Genomic DNA, 17,149 nt, shown 5'->3' on the forward strand with positions numbered 1-17,149 from the left:
CGCGTCAGTACACGTCGCGGCGGTAGCGGCCGTCGGCCGCGAGCTGCTGCAGCGCTTCTTCGCCGAGGATGGTCTGCAACGTGGCGTTCACCTCGCCGGCCATGCCCTCCAGGCTGCCGCAGACATAGATCGCCGCACCGTCGGCCACCCACTGGCGCACGGTGTCGGCGGCCTCGGCCAGGGCGTGCTGCACGTACAAGCGCTCGACCTGGTCGCGCGAGAACACCCAGTCCACGCGACGGAGCCAGCCATCGCGCTGCCAGGCATCGATCTCGTCGCGGTAGTGCGCGTCGCACGTGGCGTTGCGTTCGCCGAAAAGCAGCCACATGGGCGCCTGCCCTTTCCCCGCCGCGACGCGCGCCCGCATGTGCCCGCGCAAACCCGCCAGGCCCGTGCCGTTGCCGATCAGGATCAAGGGACGCTGGGCGTTGTCACCGATGCGGAAACCGCCATGCGGGCGCACGCGCAGCATGACGGTCTCACCGGTCTGCGCGGCCTGCGTCAACCAGCCCGAGGCCTGGCCCGGGCTGCCGTCGGCTCGCCGCGTGCGGCGCACCAGCAGATGCACCGCGCCGTCCTGCGGCACGGAGGCGATGGAGTAGTCGCGCGGCTCGCCCGGCGCGGCAGGCACCTCCACCTGCACCAGATCGCCGGCCTGCCACTCGGGCAAGGCCGCGCCGGCGGCTTCGGGCACCAGTTCCAGGTGATGCACTTCCTCGCCCGCACTGCCCGGGTTGAGGTGCTCGCGCGTGCGCAAGCGCCAGGGCTGCAGGGCCGGGGCTTCCCAATCCGGCAGGTCGCTGGTGCCGGCCAGGTGCGCCAGGTGCTGGCGCCAGCGCTGCAGCGCGTCCGGGTCGCTCTTGTCCACGTCGATGCGCTCGAACAGGGCCTGCGCACCGCGGTCCGTCAGCCACTGGTCCAGCTGGCGGCCGAAGCCGCAGAAGTGGGCATAGGTCTTGTCGCCGAGCGCCAGCAGGCCCACGTGCAGGTGCGACAGCGTCACGCCCGCGTCCGCCATCACCTGCCGCGCGAAGGGCACGGCGCTGTCGGGCGGATCGCCTTCGCCGTAGGTGCTGGCGATGCAGAGCAGCCGATCGGCCTGTTGCAGATCAGCCAGGCTGATCTGGCTCAGCGGTGCGAGGCGCACCGGCACGCCGGCCGTGTGCAAGGCCTGCGCGGTCTGCAGGGCCAGCTCCTCGGCCTGACCGGTCTGGCTCGCGTACGCCACCCACCACGCGGGCACGCCCGGTGTGGCCGGCAACAGCGCGTCCACGCGGCGTTGCGCGGCGCGCTGGCGGTTGCGGTGCTGCCAGGCCATCGCCACGCACAGGAGCGCGTAGCACAGCAGGGTGGCCAGGGCATACAGCATTTTTTCGCTGGTCATCCGGCGAGTTCCTTCATCGCGGGTGTGAGGGTTTCTGTCAGTCGGCCGTCGGCCTCGCGCTGCACGAACAGCGCCGCTATGCCGTGGGCGGCGGCCAGGGCCATGCCCTGCTCGCGGCCGAGCACGGTCAGCGCGGTGGACCAGGCATCGGCCCACAGGCATTCGGCGTGCAGCACGCTCACCGACGCCAGGCCGTTGGCCAGCGGGCGGCCGCTGCGCGGGTCGAGGGTGTGCGGCCAGCGCACACCCTCGTGCGTGTAGACGCGGCGGTAGTCGCCCGAGGTGGCCACACACAGCCCGTGCAGGGCCACGCGCGTGGTGGGCAGCGGACCCTGCCCTGGCGCAGCGGGCGGCGATTCGAGGTCCACCCACCAGGGTTGCCCACCCAGGCGCAGACCCTGGCCGCGCAGTTCGCCTCCCACTTCCACCAGGGTGTGCCGCAGGCCCATGCCGCTCAGGCGGCGCGACACGCGGTCCACCGCATAGCCTTTGGCGATCGCGGAAAAGTCCAGTCGCACGCCACCGGGCTGGTGGAGCTGGCGCGAGGCGGCGTGCCAGCGCAGGGCGCGCCAGTCGTGCTGCGCCAGCGCCCGTTGCACGGCGCCATCGGTCGGTGGTGCGAAACCGGGATCGGTGTAACGCGGGCTGGGGCCGAAACCCCACAGGTTCACCAGCGCGCCCGCGGCGGGGTTGAACGCGCCACCCGACACCTCGGCCAGCCACAGCGCCGCCTCCAGCACCTCGGCCATCGCCTCGGGCACGGTGTGCACGGTGCCTGCCGGAGCGCGGTTGAAGCGCTCCAGGTCGGAGCTCTCCAGCCAGGTGCTCATCTGGGCAACCACCAGGTCCAGCTCGCTCTGAACCGCCGCGCGCACCGGCTCGGCGGGCGACGGCCCGGGTGCCGCCCACAGCACCTGCCAGGTCGTGCCCATGGTCTGGCCGTCCAGGCGGTGCGCCTGGGCACCCAGCACGGGCATGGACGCATCCAGCTCCAGCGGCACCAGCACACGGTTCATGTTGCGAGGGTCAGAAAACCAAAAAACAACCCCAGCCATCTGCATGGACTGGGGCAGGCCGGCATGCGCCGGGAATCAACGGGGCAGGACTTCCAGCGTCAGGCTGTAGCCCGAGCGGCGCACCGGCTCGGCCAGCGTGCCGGCCGGGCCGGTCGGCGCAGGACGCGGTGCATCGGCCGCGGGGGCTGCAGCCGCAGGCGCGCCCGGACCACCGGCGCCAGGGCCACCGGCTCCGCCGGGGCCGCCCATGCCGGGGGCGCGCGGCGGCGCGATGTTGACCCAGTACATGCCGGCGGCCGGCCACTTCACCTTGATCTCGCCCTTGTCATCGGTCGTGGTGCGGATCTCACCCAGCTCGCTGCGGTAGCGCAGGCCGGCCAGGATGACGGTGGCCGCGTAACCGGCGGCAGGCTTGCCGTTGTCGAGGAAGCGGAACGTGGCGGTGTCACCCTCCACCAGGTCGTTGGGGTGCGTCACCGGCACCAGCTCAATGCCGCGGCCGGTGGGCTTGAGGGCGTCGGTGGTGGGCTTGCCGGAGGTCACGAAAGTCTCCACGCGGTTCTGCGACTGGCTCACGCGCAGGTCTTCGGCGTTGGCGGGGATTTCCTTGGCCAGCGATTCGGCCGTGCCGCGCAGGCGCTTGCTCTCGGTACCGACCTTGAAGCTGGCGATGATGGCGTCGTTCACCAGCGCGAGGCGGTAGGTGCCCTGCTTCTCCAGCTTCACGTCGAACATGCTGCGGTAGCGGCCCTTGGCCTGGTTCTCGGCCTGCACCGGCTGGCCGTCGGGACCGATCACCACCAGGTTGTCCAGGCCGGCGGCGTTGTGCTCGTAGTAGAAGATGTCGTTGGAGACGGCGGCATCGACCGACACCCAGGGCTGCTGGCCCGAGTAGATGGTGCCCGAGGGCAGCAGCCACGAGCGGTGCGCATGCACGGCGGCCGGCAGGGCCAGCGCGGCCGCGGCGGCCAGGGTGAGAACGCGTGCGCGAACGGAAGTGGTTTTCATGAGGGTCTCCAGTCGGGTCAGGGTTTGACGGTGACGCTGATCGCGCCGAGTTCGTGTTCGCCACGGGCTTGGGTGGTGGTGGCGGCCTTCGGGGGCCACACAAACGGCACCTTCACCACTTCGCGGCCGCCCACTTCGCGCGCGGCTTCGAGCACCACGTTGTATTCACCCGGGGCCAGCTTGCCCAGCGCGGTGGCGTCCGAGAACTGCACCGACTGCTCGCCGGGCGCGCGCGTGGCGCCGCTGATGCCGTCCACCGGCATGGTCAGCTCGCGCCCGCTCTTGCGCCACCAGGCGCGCATGTCCTTGAGCCACTTGGTGCCCTCGTTGTTGCGCATCTTGATGTCGTACCAGACCGCGAGGTTGCCGGCGAAAGACTGGTCGTTCTTCTCGATCCAGATCGCCACGTAGGGGCGGTGGTACTCCGCCACGGTCAGGCGCGGGATCTCGACCTTGAGCGCCATGTCGGCGGCCAGGGCGGGGAAGGCAAACCCAGCCGCGGAAATGGCGGTGGCGTATCGGATCAACATGGGAACGCAGCTCCTTCAACAATCAATGGATGAACAGGATCACGAGCAACAAGGGAATCACCAGGCCCGCGCCCACCATGGGCCAGGTGGTGGGACGGCTCGTCGCATGGAACTTGAGGATGAACAGGCCGGTGATGCAGAACACCAGGCAGGCCACCGAGAAGATGTCGAGGAACCACTTCCAGGCCAGGCCGGTGTGGCGGCCCTTGTGCAGGTCGTTCAGGTAGGAGATCCAGCCGCGGTCGGTGCGCTCGTATTCCACGCTGCCCGACTCGCGCTCGATGCGCAGCCAGGCATCGCCACCGGGGCGCGGCAGCGAAAGGTAGATCTCTTCCGGCGACCACTCGGCGGTCGTGCCGGGCAACGCCACGTCCAGCGCCTCGGCCAGCCAGCGGTGCACCTCGGGCGGCAGCACCGCGTTGTCCGGCTCGTCGTCCTTGGGCGCCAGCGCCGTCTGCAGCTCGGCAGGCAACTGCACCAGCTTCTGCTGCACCTGCGGGGCGGCCGCGATGTCGGCCGCGTGGTTGAGCGTGATGCCCGTGAAGGCGAACAGCAGCATGCCGATCAGGCACAGGGCCGAACTGATCCAGTGCCACTGGTGCAGGGTCTTGAGCCAGTAGGCACGGTTGGATGCCGCTTGGGCGGCAGGAGGGTTCTTCACGGGAGTAGAGACAACGCAGAAACGGATCGGAAGCCAACGGAAGGCGAGACATCGCAAGGGCGAAAACCGCCTGCGCTCATCAGTCTGAGAATTATAACTATTCTCATTTAGAAAGACGCTCGCACCCCCATAAAAATGGCGGGCTCGTGCTCTTCTTTTTCAGGAAAGCGGGGGTGGCGGGCCGGCCCAGTCGCCGCCCAGGGCCTTGTACAGGTCCAGCGCGGCCGTCAGGCGCGACAGGCTTTGCGTGGCCAGCGCGTCGAGCGCGGAGAACAGGGTGCGCTGCGCGTCCAGCACCGAGAGCAGATCGCCGCTGCCCTCGCGGTAACGCAGCTCGGCCAGTTGCAGCGAACGCCGCGCCTGGGCCACCACCTCGCGCTGCAAGGCCTCCTGGCGCTCGCTGCGCGCCGCATTGCCCAGGCCGTCATCGACCTCCTTGAGCGCGGTGCGGATGGCCTTGCCGTAATTCTCGATCAGCACCACGCGCTGGGACTCGGTGCTGCGGATCTGCAGCCGCTGGCGGCCGCCGTCGAAGATCGACTGCGCCAGCGACAGGCCCAGCGACACGCTGCGCGTGGGATCGGCCAGGCTGATCAGGGCCGAGGTGCCCAGGCTGCCCGAAGCGGACAGCGACAGGCTGGGCAGCAGCGCCTTGCGCGCGGCTTCCACGTTGGCGTCGGACGCCGCGAGTTGCGCCTCGGCCGAGGCCAGGTCGGGGCGGCGCGTGAGCAGCGAAGACGGCAAGCCCGGCGACAGGGCCGGCACGCGCAATTGCGTGAACTCGCCCGCCTCGGGCTGGTAGCCCTGCGGCACGCGCCCCAGCAACAGGGCCAGCGCCGTGGCGGTCTGGCGCTGCTGGAGCTCGATGGGCAGCAAGGCCGTGCGCTGCGACAGCACGGTGGTGCGCTGCTGCGACACCTCCAGCGCCGTGGCCACGCCGTTGCGCTGGCGCGCCTCCACGATGCCCAGCACGCGCTCGGCAATGGCCAGGTTCTCGCGCGCGATGCGCAGGCGCTCGGCGGTGTTGAGCCAGAGGAAATAGTTGTTGGCCACGGCCGTGAGCAAGGTCAGCCGCGCGGTCTTCCAGTCGTACTGGCTGGCCTGGAACGAGGCCTCGCCCGCCCGCACGCCGGCCGCGATGCGGCCCCAGAGATCGACCTCGTAGCTGACGGACAGCCCGGCGCTGCTCGACTCGCGCGAGGTCGACGCCGTGCCCGGCGCATCGGTGCGGCCGGTCGAGGTGCCCAGGCTGCCGTTGACCGACGGCAGGCGCGAGATGCCGGCCTGCTGCAAGGCGATGTCGGCCTGGCGCATGCGCTCGATCGCGATGCGCAGGTCCGGGCTGCCGGCCTGGGCTTCTTCGATCAGGCGCTCCAGCGGCTGCGAGCCGAAGGACTCCCACCAGGCGGTGGTCAGCTGCGGCGCCTCGGCGGCGGGCGTGGTCGGGCTCCAGGCCGCGGGCATCTCGACCACCGGCCCACGGGCCGGTTCGGTGCTGGCACAGGCCTGCAGGGCCAGCACGGCGGCCAGGAGCAACGGTTTGGCCAAGGGGAACGTTGACGGTTTCATCACGGTGCTCATTCGGAAGACAGGGCCACGACGGGGTCGAGCCGCGCGGCCTTGCGCGCGGGCAGGTAACCAAAGATCAGGCCGGTGGCGAAGGCGCAGCCGAACGCCAGCACGACCGGGGTGACGGAGAACTGCACCGCCGTGCCGGTGGCGCCGATCACAAAGGCCACGCCCAGGCCGATGACGACGCCGACCAGCCCACCCAGCGCGGAGACCACCAGCGCCTCGATCAGGAACTGCTGGAGGATGTTGCGCATGCGCGCGCCCGTGGCCATGCGGATGCCGATCTCCCGGGTGCGCTCGGTCACGCTCACCAGCATGATGTTCATGACGCCGATGCCGCCGACCAGCAGCGAGATCGCCGCGATCGAGCCCAGCAGGATGGTCATGGTGTTCTGCGTCTCGGTCGCGGTGTCGATGATCGACGCCATGTTGCGGATCTGGAAGTCGATCACGCCGTGGCGCTCGGCCAGCAGCGACTCCACCGCCGACTGGGTTTCGTCGATGCGGCTCACATCGGACACCGCCACCGTCACGTTGCGCAGGAAGCGCTGGCCGGACAGCCGCAGCTGGCTGGTGGCGTAAGGCACCAGCACCACGTCGTCCTGGTCCTGGCCGTTGGGCGAGGCACCGCGCGTGCTCATCACGCCCACCACCTGGAAGATCAGGTTGTTCACCAGCACGTACTTGCCCAGCGGCTCCTCATCGCCGGGGAACAGGGCCTTGGCCACGGTCTGGCCGAGCACCGCCACGGTGGCGTACTCCTGCTCGTCCTCGTCGGTGAAGAAGGTGCCGCGCTGCACCTTCCACTGGCGCGCCAGCGGGAACTTGGACGAGGTGCCCAGGATGCTGCTGGAATAGTCCGACTCGCCGTACCGCAAGGTCGCGTTGCTGCTCTGCTCGGGCACGGCCGCCAGCACGTTGGGCACTTCCTTGTCGATGGCGTTCACGTCGGCCAGCACCAGCGTGGCGGTGTTCTGGAAGCCGCGCTGGTTGGGCGCGCCCGGGCGCACCAGCAGCAGGTTGGAGCCCATCGCGCTGATGCGGTCGATCACCACCTGCTTGGCGCCGTCGCCGATGGCCAGCATGGCGATCACCGAAGCCACCCCGATCACGATGCCCAGCAGCGTGAGGATGGCGCGGAACACGTTGGCGCGCAGCGCGCGCAACGCGGTCTTGGCGGCCTCGACCACGTCGCTCAGGTGCGAGATGCGGCCGGCGCGCGCCGTCCAGTTCTGCGCCGCCAGCGCGGCCTGCCCTTCGGGCGGGCGCGGGCCCGGGTCGGCCAGGATGTGGCCGTCCTTGATTTCGATCACGCGCTGCGCGTGCTGCGCCACTTCGGCCGCGTGGGTGATCAGGATCACCGTGTGGCCCTGGGCCGCCAGCTCCTTGAGCAGCACCATCACGTCGGCGCCGCTCTTGCTGTCCAGCGCGCCGGTGGGCTCGTCGGCCAGGATCACGCGGCCACCGTTCATCAGGGCGCGGGCGATCGACACACGCTGCTGCTGGCCGCCCGAGAGCTGGTTGGGCCGGTGGTGCATGCGATCGCCCAGGCCCAGCGAACCGAGCAGCTCGGTCGCGCGCGCGTGGCGCTCGGCCGGCGGAATGCCGGCGTAGATCGCGGGCACCTCGACGTTGTCGGCCGCCGTGCCGGTGGCGATGAGGTTGTAGCTCTGGAACACGAAACCGAAGGCATCGCGGCGCAGCTCCGCGAGTTCGTCGCGCTCCAGCTCGGAGACATCGCGGCCCATGAAGAGGTAGCGGCCAGTGGTGGGCTTGTCCAGGCAGCCCAGGATGTTCATCAAGGTGGACTTGCCCGAGCCGGACGCCCCCATGATGGCCACCAGCTCACCCGGGTAGATCTTCAGGTCGATGCCGTGCAGCACCTCGACCGACAGATCGCCGTTGTGGTACGTCTTGGTGATGCCGCTCAGGTCGATCAGCGGCACGCCCGCGCTCTGCGGCGCGGCGCGCAGCGCCTCGGCCTCCTGCGACTGCGGCAGCTGGCTCATCGACGCGCCCCACCGGCCGCGCCGGCGGGCATGCCACCGGGGCCGCCCATGTTCGGCTGCTGGCCCAGGCCCGTGCCCTGCTGCGTGTTCGCGGGACGGCGCTCGGGTTCGCGCACGCCGGCGATCACGCGGTCGCCTTCCTTCAGGCCCGAGAGCACCTCGGCATGCACGCGGTTGCTGATGCCGATGGTGACCTCGCGCTCCTCGATCGTTCCGTCCTCGGCCATGACCTTGACCTTCGCCTGGCGCGGACCGCGCGCCGGCCGCGCGGGGCCATCGCCGCGGGCCGGCATGCCACTCACGTTGGGCGCCGCGGGTTTGGTGGCGGCGGCGTCCTTGCTCCCCGCCTCGGCGCCCGGGGCCGGGCGCTTCTGCGCGGCGGCGGCACCGCCGGCGGCGGGCGCGGTGGCCGCGTTGCCGCCGCTGGCTTGCGCCTGCTCACGCTCCTTGCGGCGCTGTTCGCGGAAGCGCGCACGCTCCTCTTCGCTCATCTTCTCGAAGGCCTCGCGGTCCATGCGCGGGCGCTCGCCGCCGGCACCGGGACCGTTGCCACCGCCGGCAGCACCCGGCGCGGCGCCACCTGCGGCCTCGCGTTCCTTGCGGCGCTGCTCGCGAAAGCGCGCACGTTCCTCTTCGGTCATTTTCTCGAAGGCCTCGCGGTCCATGCGCGGACGCTCGCCGCCCGCCTGCGCGACCACGACGGTGTCGGCCACCGTCTTGAAGGACGCCGAAGGAATGGCGGAGGTGCTCGTGCCCCGCTGCGTCGGCGCCGCCGGTGCGGCCCCCGGCGTGGCGGGTGCGGGCGTGGTCCCCGAAGGTGCGGCCGGTGCGGGCACGCCCGCACCGGGGTTGTTGCGCGCGCCGCCCGGCCCGCCCTGCTGCCCGCCGCGGTTGCCCTGGGCGCCGCGCTGGATCGTCAGCGCCGACATCGGCACCACCAGCACGTCCTTGGCCTCGGCCACCACGAAGAACACCTGCGCCGTCATCTGCGTCATCAGGCTGCGGTTGTTGTTGGGCACCTCGAACAGCGCGTTGTAGAGCACCACGTTGTTGGTCACGGTGGGCGTGGGTTCGATCTTCTTGAGCTCGCCGTACCAGCGGCGGCCCTGGCCGCCCAGGGTGGTGAAGTACACCGGCATGCCACCGCGCAGCTTGCTGACGTCGGCCTCGGAGACCTGGGTCTGCACCGTCATCACCGAGAGATCGGCGATGCGCATCAGCGTGGGCGCGGACTGGTTGGTGTTCAGCGTCTGGCCCTGGCGCGCCGTGATGCTCACCACCGTGCCGGCCATCGGCGCGTAGATCTTGGTGTACTTCAGGTTGGCCTCTTCCACCCGCATGCTGGCCTGGAGCTGCTCCATCGAGGCCTTGAGCGACAGGATCTGCGCACGCGCCGTCTTCACCGCGGTTTCCGCGTTCTGCAGCGTCTCGGCGGTGGTCGCTTCCTCGGCCATCAGGTTTTTCTGGCGCTGCAGGTCGCGCTCGGCCTTGGCCAGCGTGAGCTCGCGCTCGCCCATCTGCGCCTGCTGCGAGCGCAGCTGGGCGCGGCTGGCGTCCACGCGCGCCATCGAGGTCTCGGCGTCGATCTCGGCCAGCAGGTCGCCTTCCTTGACCTCGGTGCCCACCTCCACATGGATCTTGCGCAGCTGGCCCGACACCTGGGCGCCGACGTCCACATAGTCGCGCGGCTGCAGCGAGCCGGTGGCGCTGACCTGGTCCTCGATGTCGCCGCGCTGCACCGTGGCGGTGATGTAGGCGCTCTCGGTCTTCGCGCCCGGGCCCCAGCGGTAGTACGCAAAACCGCCGCCCCCGAGCACGGCCAGGCTCACCAGCGCGATCAGCGCCAGTTTCCAGGTCTTGCGGCGGCGGACGGCTGGGGCCTTGCCCCCTTCACGTTGGACTTCGTTCATGAATGACAACAATGCGTTGGTGTTCTGGATGGGTGGCGCCGACAGGCGCGTGCCAGGATGATGCGGGATATTGCCCGCGAAATATGGAAAGAATGAGCAAGCAGAAGGGCCTGCCTTGCACAAAGTTTGAAAGATTTGGGTTTAGTCTTGGCGACACCATGCAGACCGACCGTGCCAACCCCTCGTCCAGCCACCGGGCCTGGCTTTCGCGCTTCGATACGCTGCGCGTCAAGCTCTTCCTGGCCATCGCGGGCGCCAACGTGGTGCTGGTCATGTCCGCCTACCTCATCTACAGCTGGAGTTTCGACAAAGGCCTGGTCGAGTACCTGAACAAGGCCGACGAAAACCGGCTGCAGCCGATGATCGTGCGGCTCGCCGAGGGGTACCGCCAGCACGGCAGCTGGGCCTGGATCACCGAAGACCGCCAGCGCTGGCAGGACCTTTCGCGCGAGGTGCTGGGCACCGGCCGCATGCCGCGCCGCCCCGCCGAACCGCAGACCGCGCCCGGTCTGCCGCCACCACCACCACCTCCTCCTCTTGCGGCCCAGCCGGCGACCGCCGTGGCGAACGTGCCGAACGTGCCGCCGCCCTTCACCATCGACCCCAGGCTGTTGTTGCTCGACCCGCAGCGCAACCTGCTGGCCGGCCCGGAAGGCCGCACAGAGCAGGCCGTGCTCAAGCCCATCCAGGTCAACGACCAGCTGGTGGGCTACCTGGGCTATGTGCCGCGCCTGCAGATGGTGGCCTCGCTCGAACGCGTGTTCCTGGCCCAGCAGACCCGCACCTTCGCCGCCATCGCACTGGGCATGCTCGCGGCCGTGCTGCTCAATGCCGCCCTGATCGCGCGCTGGCTCTCCCGGCGCCTGCACGTGCTGGGCGAAGGCACGGCGGCGGTGGCCCAGGGCGACTACAGCGTGCGCCTGCCCGCGCGCGGGCACGACGAACTCGCGCAGCTGGCCGACGCCTTCAACCACATGGCCACCTCGCTGCAGGCCGCCCAGCAGGCCCGCCAGCAGTGGATCGCCGACATCGCCCACGAGCTGCGCACACCGCTGGCGACCCTGCGCGCCGAAATCGAGGCGCTGCAGGACGGCATCCGCCAGCCCGACACCGCCAACCTCGATTCGCTGGCCCAGGAAGTCGGCCGCCTGACGCGGCTGGTGGAAGACCTGCGGCTGCTCTCCCTGTCCGACCTGGGCGCGCTGGACTACCGCTTCGCCCCGCTCGACCTCGGCCGTTTCGTCGGCCACCACCTGAGCGATGCGGCCGGCCTGCCGGGCCGGCGCCTGCAGGTGCGCACCGAACTGGCCGACGGCGTGGAAATCCGCGCCGACGGCGACCGGCTCGACCAGGTGCTCAACAACCTGATGCAGAACACGCAGCGCTACAGCGCCGACCCCGCCACGCTCAACGTGCAGGTGCGCCGCCACGACACCGAGGCCCAGCTGACCTGGGAAGACACCTCGCCCGGCGTGCCCACGGAAGCCCTGCCCCACCTCACCGAACGGCTCTACCGCGTGGATGCTTCGCGGGCCAGCGCCAGCGGCGGCTCGGGCCTGGGCCTGGCGATCGCGCACGCCATCGTCGTGGGCCACGGCGGGCGCATGCAGGCCTCGGCCAGCGCGCTCGGCGGCCTGCGCTGGGACATCTGGCTGCCCCTGAACACGGAGGCCGCGCATGGCTGATCGCCACATGGCCAGCCGCATCCTCGTCGTCGAGGACGAGAACAAGATCGCCGGTGTGCTGCTGGACTACCTGAAGCAGTCCGGCTTCGACACGCACCACCTCGCGCGCGGCGACGAGGTCGAGCCCTGGCTGGAACACCACCCGGTGGATCTCGTGCTGCTGGACCTGATGCTGCCCGGCAAGAGCGGGCTGGACGTGTGCAAGGCGCTGCGCACCGGCGCGCCAGGTCAGCAGGCGCCGGCCATCATCATGGTCACGGCGCGCGTCGAAGAGATCGACCGCCTGCTCGGGCTCGAGCTCGGGGCCGACGACTACATCTGCAAGCCTTTCAGCCCGCGCGAGGTGGTGGCGCGCGTGAAAGCCGTGCTGCGCCGGGGCACGCACGCGGTGGCGGCGGCCGACGAATTGCCCCATGGCTTGAAACTGGACGACGCGGCCTGGCGCGCCACCATCGCCGGACAGGACCTGGGCCTGACCGCCGTGGAGTACCAGCTGCTCAAGGTGCTGAGCGCGCGGCCCGGGCGCATCTTCTCGCGCGAGCAGCTGATGGACTCGATGTACCAGGACGAGCGCATCGTCTCGGACCGCACGGTCGACAGCCACATCAAGAAGCTGCGCCGCAAGATCCAGGAGCACCTGCCGGAGCAGGAGCTGATCCACTCGGTCTACGGCCTCGGCTACAAATACGAGGCTTGACCGCTCAGCGCGCGGCGATGGCGCCCAGGCGCTGGGCGTTCTCGCGCAATTCGGCCACCGGGTCGCGGCCTTCGGTCTGCAACACGATGGTCTTCGCTCCCGCCTGTTGCACCGCCTGCGCCAGGGGTGCCGGCAGGTCGCGGTGGTGCAGAACGGCGGCCACCGAGGCGCTGCGCAGCCGCTGCGTCAGCTGCGTGAGGGCCTCCGGCGTCCAGGCTTCGTCGGCGCGGGCGTCGGTGCCCGCGAGGTCGAGGTTGAAGCCGTTGACGAGGTAGTCGAGCCGGTCCGAGAGGCTGAACACCGCGAGGTTGCTCGCCGTGGCCAGGCGGGCCTCGCTCTGCGCCGTGATGGTCAGCAACTGCTGGCGCAGCGCGCCCACATTGGCCTGCAGGCGCGGCCTGGCGGCCGGCACCAGCCGGCCGACATCGCTGGCGATCACGTCGGCCATGCGGCCCAGGTTCACCGGGTCCAGCCAGGGCAATGCGTTCGCTGTGGTGTCCTGCTCCTGCAAGGCCATGCCGGGCAGGGAGGCATCGAGCGGGCGCGCCGCGTCGATCTCGATCAGGCGGATGTTCTGGCGCCGCGCCAGCGGAAACAGCGGGTCGTCGGGCCAGATCGAGCGCAGGGCGATCACGGCGTCGGCCTGGCGCGCGGCCTCGCCGAGCCCGGCCGCGCCGCGGCCCGAGAAGAAGGCCAGCTGCCGGTTCGGCGGCAGCGTTTCGGGCACCGGCCGCAGCACCACGATGCCGGTGTCGCGCGCCAGGGTGGTGGTGAGCGCGGCCACCACGGGATGGGCCACCAGCAGGCGCGCCGGTGCGGCGGCAGCAGCAGCGGTGGGTGCGGCGGGCGCCTGTGCGGTGGCGGCGCCGGCCGACAGGGCCAGCAGACCGGCCAGGCACCAGGCCGGGGGAGACAGAAGACGCGAGGTCATCCGGCATGTCCTTTCAGTGACGGGGTGAAGCCCCGGATGACCGCCGCGAGCGCAAACAGCCCGCCGGCGGTGAGGATGATGGCCGCGCCCGAAGGCACCGGCAGTTCGAGTTCGATCGGCAGCAGGATGCCAATCTGCGTGCTGACGGTGGCGATGCCCACGCTCAGCCAGAAGAAGCCCCGCAGCGACAGGCTCAGCAGGCGCGCGGCAGCCGCGGGGATGATGAGCAGGGCACCGACCAGGATCGCGCCGATCACCTTGACCGAAGCCACCGTCACGATGGTCACCAGCACCACGAACAGGTAGTCCAGCAGCTTCACGCGCACGCCGCGCACGCTGGCGAGCTGCGGGTTGAAGCTGGCGAGCATGAAGCGGTTGTAGAGCGGCACCGTGAGCGCCACCACCAGCGAGCCCACCACCGCGAGCACCAGCAGGTCTCCCGCGTCCACCGTGAGCACCGAGCCGAACAGCACGTTCTCCAGGATGTGGATGTTCACGCGCCCCGACAGCATCAGCAGCAGGCTCGCCCCCATGGCCAGCGAGACCGCGAGGAAGACCCCGATCAGCGTGTCGGGCGAGAGGCCGGTGCGGTTGCGCAGGTAGTTCAGCAGCATGCCAAACAGCAGGCAATAGGCGAACAGGCTGCCGTAGGGCCCGGTGTAGGGCTCGCCCAGCAGGATGCCGATGGCCACCCCGGTGAGCGCGGCGTGGCCCACGGCTTCGGAAAAGAAGGCCAGCCGCTTCACCACGACCAGCGTGCCCAGGCCGCCGAGCACGGGGCCGATGAACAGGCCCGCCAGCACGGCATTGACCACGAAGCCGTAGGCCAGCGACGCGGGCAGCGTGCCCTGTTCGGCCAGGTGCTGGATGCCCTGGCGGAAAGTATCGAATGCGCTCATCAGGCCACCGCCTTGTCTTTTTCTTCTTCGCGCCGCTGCCGGCTGGAGAACAGCGCGAGCACGCGCTGCGGGGTCAGCGTCTCGGCGGCCGGGCCGTCGAACAGCACCTGCCGGCTCAGGCCGGAGACGTGGTCGGCCAGGCGCGTGACGGCGTCGAGGTCGTGCTCGATCCACAACACGGTGACGCGGGTCTCGCGCCAGTGCGCGAGCAGCTTCTCGAAGATCGCTTCGCCCGCCTCGTCCAGCGCCGACATGGGTTCGTCGAGCAGGATCAGGTCGGGCGCAGGAATCAGCGCCTGGGCCAGCAGCACGCGCTGGCGCTCACCGCCGGACAGCGCGCCCATGCGGCGGCCCGCCTTCTCCAGCATGCCGACCTGCTGCAGGGCCTGCTCGACCGGCTCGCGCCAGCGCGGCGACAGACCGAGGAACACCGGCCGGCGCTGGCACATGGCGCCCATGAAGTCCATCACCGTCATCGGCAGGCCGGCGTCGAAGGCCAGGGCCTGCGGCACGTAGCCCACGACCCCGGGCAACTCGCCGGGCCAGGTCAGGCTGATCTGCCCGCGGTGCGGCACCTGGCCGAGCAGGGCCTTGAAGAGCGAGCTCTTGCCGCCGCCGTTGGGGCCCACGAGCGCGTGCACGCTGCCCGCCGCCACCTGCAGGCTCACCTGCTTCAGGATGTCGGTGTGACCGAGGGTGAGATCGACAGAGTCAAAGGCGATGCCGGGTCCACCCGCCATCGCGCTCACGCAGACTCCTTGATCGCGCGCACCACGGTGGCGAGGTTGCGGGCGATCTCGTTCTCGAACTTGTCGGCCGTGTACGGGCCGTGCGAGATGTGCGTCAGCGCGTACAGGCGCACGCCGGTTTCGCGGCGGATGGTGTCGACGTAGGCCGATGGGAAGTCCATCTCCGAGAAGATCACCTTCACGTCGAGCGAGCGGATCTGGTCGATGGTGCCCTTGAGCTGCGAGGGGCTGGGCTCGATGCCGTGCGCCGGCTCCACCACCGCCGCCACTTCCAGGCCGAACTCGCGCAGCAGGTAGTCGTAGGCGCCGTGGATGGTGGCGATGCGCAGGCCGCTCGCGGGCGCCTGGGCCAGCTGGCCCAGCGCGTCGGCGCGCAGCTTGCGCAGCTTCTGCGCGTAGGCGCGCGCGTTGGCGGTGTATGCGTTGGCGTTCGCCGGATCGAGCTTGCCCAGTTCGCGGGCGATGGTGTTGACCTGCGAGATCGACGCCGTCACCGACAGGAAGGTGTGCGGGTTCACCACTTTGCCCGAGGTGCCCCGGCCGGTGCCCACCGCGGCGAGCAACGGCACCTGGGCATTGGCTTCGATCACCTTCAGGCCGGGCTTCTCGCTCGCCGCGATCATGCGGCCGGCGAAGTCGTCGTGGCCCACGCCGTTGAGCACGATCACATCGAGCGAACCGATGCGCTTGATGTCTTCGGTGCGCGGCTCATAGGCGTGCGGGTTGAAGCCGGCGGGAATGACGGGCACCACCTCGGCCAGATCGCCCACCACGTTGGCGACATAGCTGTAGTAGGGGTGCAGCGTCACGCCCACGCGCAGCTTGCGCGCCTGGGCCCAGGCCGGCACGCCGGTGGCGGCCAGGGCCATGGGCGCCCAGGCCATCGCCGACAGCAGGTGGCGGCGGCGCGCGGAAGGCAGGGGGTGGTCTGACATGAGAGAAATCCCGAAAGAAAGAAAAAACGGAAAGGCGGGCGGCGGGGGTCAGTGCGCGGTGTCTTTGCGCGTCACGCCGGCGTCGTAGCGCACCACCACCTGGCGCCAGCCCTGGCGCATGAGCGATGCGTCGTCCAGCTGCTCGGGCCAGGTGTTGGCGCCTTCGCGGCGCACCCAGACCTCGGCTTCGTCCTCGTGCTCGTGGGCCTTGGGGGAGGCGTCGGCCTCGCCCTTGGCCGGCAGGCGCAGCAGGACGGACGCCGCGACCTCCGGTGCCGCGCTGCGCCCCACGTAGGCCACCTCGTGGCCTTGCACCTGGGTGCGCCATTCGTGTCCGCCGCGCGCGGCCGCGCCGACACCCGTGACGAAGGGCGGCAGGTCCATGCCGCGCAGCTGTTCGATGCCCGGCACGGCCTTGTCGGCCTCCATCAGGGCGGTGATTTCTTCGGCCGCGACCAGCAAATCGGCGTGCACGCCCTGCTCCGCCGCATTGAGCTGCGTGCGCGCGTCGATCTGGTGCGACGACAGCGCCGCGGCGGCCAGCGGCTGCGCGCGCGCGCCGATCAGGATCGCCGCCACCAGCAGCACGCACGCCGCCGCCAGCACCACCCACAGGGTTTCATGCCCCGCGCCCGCCGGGCGCACCACTTGTGTGGTCATGGCTTGACGTCGGTGTGATCGACCTCGGCCGAATGCTCGCCGCCGTCGTCCAGGCGCACGAAGAACTCGCCTGCGGGCCGCTTGAACTGCCAGGCCGAATCGCCGCCCAGCGTGCCCTTGGCCAGCACGCGCTCGTCGTAGGCCTTCACCTGCACCGCCATGCCGACCGCGTCGCTGCCGTCCGAGAACTCGCCCACGCAACGCACCATGTCCGCGGCGGCGGGCTTGCAGGTCAGCAACAGGCTGTGGGCCGACGCCAGGCCGGGCAGCGCCGCCGCCCCCACGAACAGGGCGGACAGAAACAGGGGATGAAGGGTTTTTCGCATGGACCAGAATTCGCCGAGGCATGCGCAGGTCGAGGGAATCGGCCCGGCATGGACAATAATGAACTACAAATGAGAATTGTTCCCATTATAGACAGCAGGACAAAGCCCTTGCCCGGACTGCTCCTGTTTTTGCTGCACCGCCACCAAGCCCGCCGCATCCCCACGACACCATGACAC

16 protein-coding genes are annotated in these 17,149 nt (G+C 70.3%); 2 read left to right on the top strand and 14 right to left on the bottom strand.

Translation table 11 applies throughout. From position 1 onward, the window contains the following. Positions 1-4 precede the first annotated feature (4 nt). From AC07ZS_RS21780 to AC07ZS_RS21815, 8 genes are all read right to left on the bottom strand, one after another. The gene (locus tag AC07ZS_RS21780; protein WP_494800620.1) at positions 5-1,384 is read right to left on the bottom strand and encodes a sulfite reductase subunit alpha; all 1,380 of its coding nucleotides are present in this window, start codon (positions 1,382-1,384) and stop codon (positions 5-7) included. Then, the gene (locus AC07ZS_RS21785) at positions 1,381-2,400 is read right to left on the bottom strand and encodes an FAD:protein FMN transferase (RefSeq protein ID WP_494800621.1); all 1,020 of its coding nucleotides are present in this window, start codon (positions 2,398-2,400) and stop codon (positions 1,381-1,383) included. The genes AC07ZS_RS21780 and AC07ZS_RS21785 overlap by 4 nt, the downstream gene beginning before the upstream one ends. A 75-nt stretch (positions 2,401-2,475) precedes the next feature. Next, on the bottom strand, positions 2,476-3,408 hold the full coding sequence (locus tag AC07ZS_RS21790) for a DUF4198 domain-containing protein (RefSeq protein WP_494800622.1): 933 nt from the start codon (positions 3,406-3,408) through the stop codon (positions 2,476-2,478). Positions 3,409-3,425: 17 nt separating this feature from the next. Further along, positions 3,426-3,938, bottom strand: coding sequence for a DUF2271 domain-containing protein (locus tag AC07ZS_RS21795; RefSeq protein WP_494800623.1), 513 nt, complete (start codon positions 3,936-3,938; stop codon positions 3,426-3,428). 22 nt (positions 3,939-3,960) lie between these two features. Next, on the bottom strand, positions 3,961-4,599 hold the full coding sequence (locus tag AC07ZS_RS21800) for a PepSY-associated TM helix domain-containing protein (RefSeq protein ID WP_494800624.1): 639 nt from the start codon (positions 4,597-4,599) through the stop codon (positions 3,961-3,963). Positions 4,600-4,758: 159 nt separating this feature from the next. Further along, entirely contained in the window at positions 4,759-6,168 is a 1,410-nt protein-coding gene (locus AC07ZS_RS21805; protein ID WP_494800625.1) for an efflux transporter outer membrane subunit, read from the bottom strand. Between the two features lie 8 nt (positions 6,169-6,176). Then, positions 6,177-8,180 (bottom strand): MacB family efflux pump subunit, encoded by a 2,004-nt coding sequence (locus AC07ZS_RS21810; RefSeq protein WP_494800626.1) that lies wholly within the window; start codon positions 8,178-8,180, stop codon positions 6,177-6,179. After that, a complete protein-coding gene (locus AC07ZS_RS21815) occupies positions 8,177-10,090 on the bottom strand; it encodes an efflux RND transporter periplasmic adaptor subunit (protein ID WP_494800627.1) in 1,914 nt (637 codons plus the stop codon). The genes AC07ZS_RS21810 and AC07ZS_RS21815 overlap by 4 nt, the downstream gene beginning before the upstream one ends. 158 nt (positions 10,091-10,248) lie before the next feature. Between AC07ZS_RS21815 and AC07ZS_RS21820 the strand changes: the two genes are divergently transcribed. Continuing rightward, positions 10,249-11,775 carry an ATP-binding protein gene (locus tag AC07ZS_RS21820; RefSeq protein ID WP_494800628.1) on the top strand — a complete coding sequence of 509 codons (1,527 nt, stop codon included), beginning with the start codon at positions 10,249-10,251 and terminating at the stop codon, positions 11,773-11,775. Beyond that, a complete protein-coding gene (locus AC07ZS_RS21825) occupies positions 11,768-12,472 on the top strand; it encodes a response regulator (protein WP_494800629.1) in 705 nt (234 codons plus the stop codon). Before AC07ZS_RS21820 ends, AC07ZS_RS21825 begins: the two co-directional genes overlap by 8 nt. Positions 12,473-12,476: 4 nt before the next feature. Here AC07ZS_RS21825 and AC07ZS_RS21830 read toward each other — a convergent pair whose 3' ends face one another. From AC07ZS_RS21830 to AC07ZS_RS21855, 6 genes are read right to left on the bottom strand one after another with little or no spacing between them, the layout of a single operon-like run. Continuing rightward, positions 12,477-13,403 carry a metal ABC transporter solute-binding protein, Zn/Mn family gene (locus AC07ZS_RS21830; protein WP_494800630.1) on the bottom strand — a complete coding sequence of 309 codons (927 nt, stop codon included), beginning with the start codon at positions 13,401-13,403 and terminating at the stop codon, positions 12,477-12,479. Continuing rightward, complete coding sequence (locus AC07ZS_RS21835; protein ID WP_494800631.1) at positions 13,400-14,302, bottom strand: metal ABC transporter permease; 903 nt, start codon at positions 14,300-14,302, stop codon at positions 13,400-13,402. The genes AC07ZS_RS21830 and AC07ZS_RS21835 overlap by 4 nt, the downstream gene beginning before the upstream one ends. Continuing rightward, the gene (locus tag AC07ZS_RS21840) at positions 14,302-15,042 is read right to left on the bottom strand and encodes a metal ABC transporter ATP-binding protein (RefSeq protein WP_494800636.1); all 741 of its coding nucleotides are present in this window, start codon (positions 15,040-15,042) and stop codon (positions 14,302-14,304) included. The genes AC07ZS_RS21835 and AC07ZS_RS21840 overlap by 1 nt, the downstream gene beginning before the upstream one ends. Before the next feature lie 5 nt (positions 15,043-15,047). After that, on the bottom strand, positions 15,048-15,986 hold the full coding sequence (locus AC07ZS_RS21845) for a metal ABC transporter solute-binding protein, Zn/Mn family (RefSeq protein WP_494800632.1): 939 nt from the start codon (positions 15,984-15,986) through the stop codon (positions 15,048-15,050). A gap of 48 nt (positions 15,987-16,034) precedes the next feature. After that, positions 16,035-16,646: a DUF6162 family protein gene (locus AC07ZS_RS21850; protein WP_494800633.1), complete on the bottom strand. Its 612-nt coding sequence runs from the start codon at positions 16,644-16,646 to the stop codon at positions 16,035-16,037. Beyond that, entirely contained in the window at positions 16,643-16,972 is a 330-nt protein-coding gene (locus tag AC07ZS_RS21855) for a hypothetical protein (RefSeq protein ID WP_494800634.1), read from the bottom strand. Before AC07ZS_RS21855 ends, AC07ZS_RS21850 begins: the two co-directional genes overlap by 4 nt. Positions 16,973-17,149: the final 177 nt, after the last annotated feature.

This window comes from Hydrogenophaga sp. GW456-12-10-14-TSB4, assembly GCF_059424305.1.

What these genes read in the sequence shown, in the direction of transcription:
- AC07ZS_RS21835 (WP_494800631.1), bottom strand. Translation starts at nt 14,302, where the DNA reads ATGAGCGCATTCGATACTTTCCGCCAGGGCATCCAGCACCTGGCCGAA.
- AC07ZS_RS21855 (WP_494800634.1), bottom strand. Translation starts at nt 16,972, where the DNA reads ATGCGAAAAACCCTTCATCCCCTGTTTCTGTCCGCCCTGTTCGTGGGG.
- AC07ZS_RS21820 (WP_494800628.1), top strand. Translation starts at nt 10,249, where the DNA reads ATGCAGACCGACCGTGCCAACCCCTCGTCCAGCCACCGGGCCTGGCTT.
- AC07ZS_RS21830 (WP_494800630.1), bottom strand. Translation starts at nt 13,403, where the DNA reads ATGACCTCGCGTCTTCTGTCTCCCCCGGCCTGGTGCCTGGCCGGTCTG.
- AC07ZS_RS21810 (WP_494800626.1), bottom strand. Translation starts at nt 8,180, where the DNA reads ATGAGCCAGCTGCCGCAGTCGCAGGAGGCCGAGGCGCTGCGCGCCGCG.
- AC07ZS_RS21780 (WP_494800620.1), bottom strand. Translation starts at nt 1,384, where the DNA reads ATGACCAGCGAAAAAATGCTGTATGCCCTGGCCACCCTGCTGTGCTAC.
- AC07ZS_RS21805 (WP_494800625.1), bottom strand. Translation starts at nt 6,168, where the DNA reads ATGAAACCGTCAACGTTCCCCTTGGCCAAACCGTTGCTCCTGGCCGCC.
- AC07ZS_RS21825 (WP_494800629.1), top strand. Translation starts at nt 11,768, where the DNA reads ATGGCTGATCGCCACATGGCCAGCCGCATCCTCGTCGTCGAGGACGAG.
- AC07ZS_RS21850 (WP_494800633.1), bottom strand. Translation starts at nt 16,646, where the DNA reads ATGACCACACAAGTGGTGCGCCCGGCGGGCGCGGGGCATGAAACCCTG.
- AC07ZS_RS21815 (WP_494800627.1), bottom strand. Translation starts at nt 10,090, where the DNA reads ATGAACGAAGTCCAACGTGAAGGGGGCAAGGCCCCAGCCGTCCGCCGC.
- AC07ZS_RS21785 (WP_494800621.1), bottom strand. Translation starts at nt 2,400, where the DNA reads ATGAACCGTGTGCTGGTGCCGCTGGAGCTGGATGCGTCCATGCCCGTG.
- AC07ZS_RS21840 (WP_494800636.1), bottom strand. Translation starts at nt 15,042, where the DNA reads ATGGCGGGTGGACCCGGCATCGCCTTTGACTCTGTCGATCTCACCCTC.
- AC07ZS_RS21795 (WP_494800623.1), bottom strand. Translation starts at nt 3,938, where the DNA reads ATGTTGATCCGATACGCCACCGCCATTTCCGCGGCTGGGTTTGCCTTC.
- AC07ZS_RS21790 (WP_494800622.1), bottom strand. Translation starts at nt 3,408, where the DNA reads ATGAAAACCACTTCCGTTCGCGCACGCGTTCTCACCCTGGCCGCCGCG.
- AC07ZS_RS21845 (WP_494800632.1), bottom strand. Translation starts at nt 15,986, where the DNA reads ATGTCAGACCACCCCCTGCCTTCCGCGCGCCGCCGCCACCTGCTGTCG.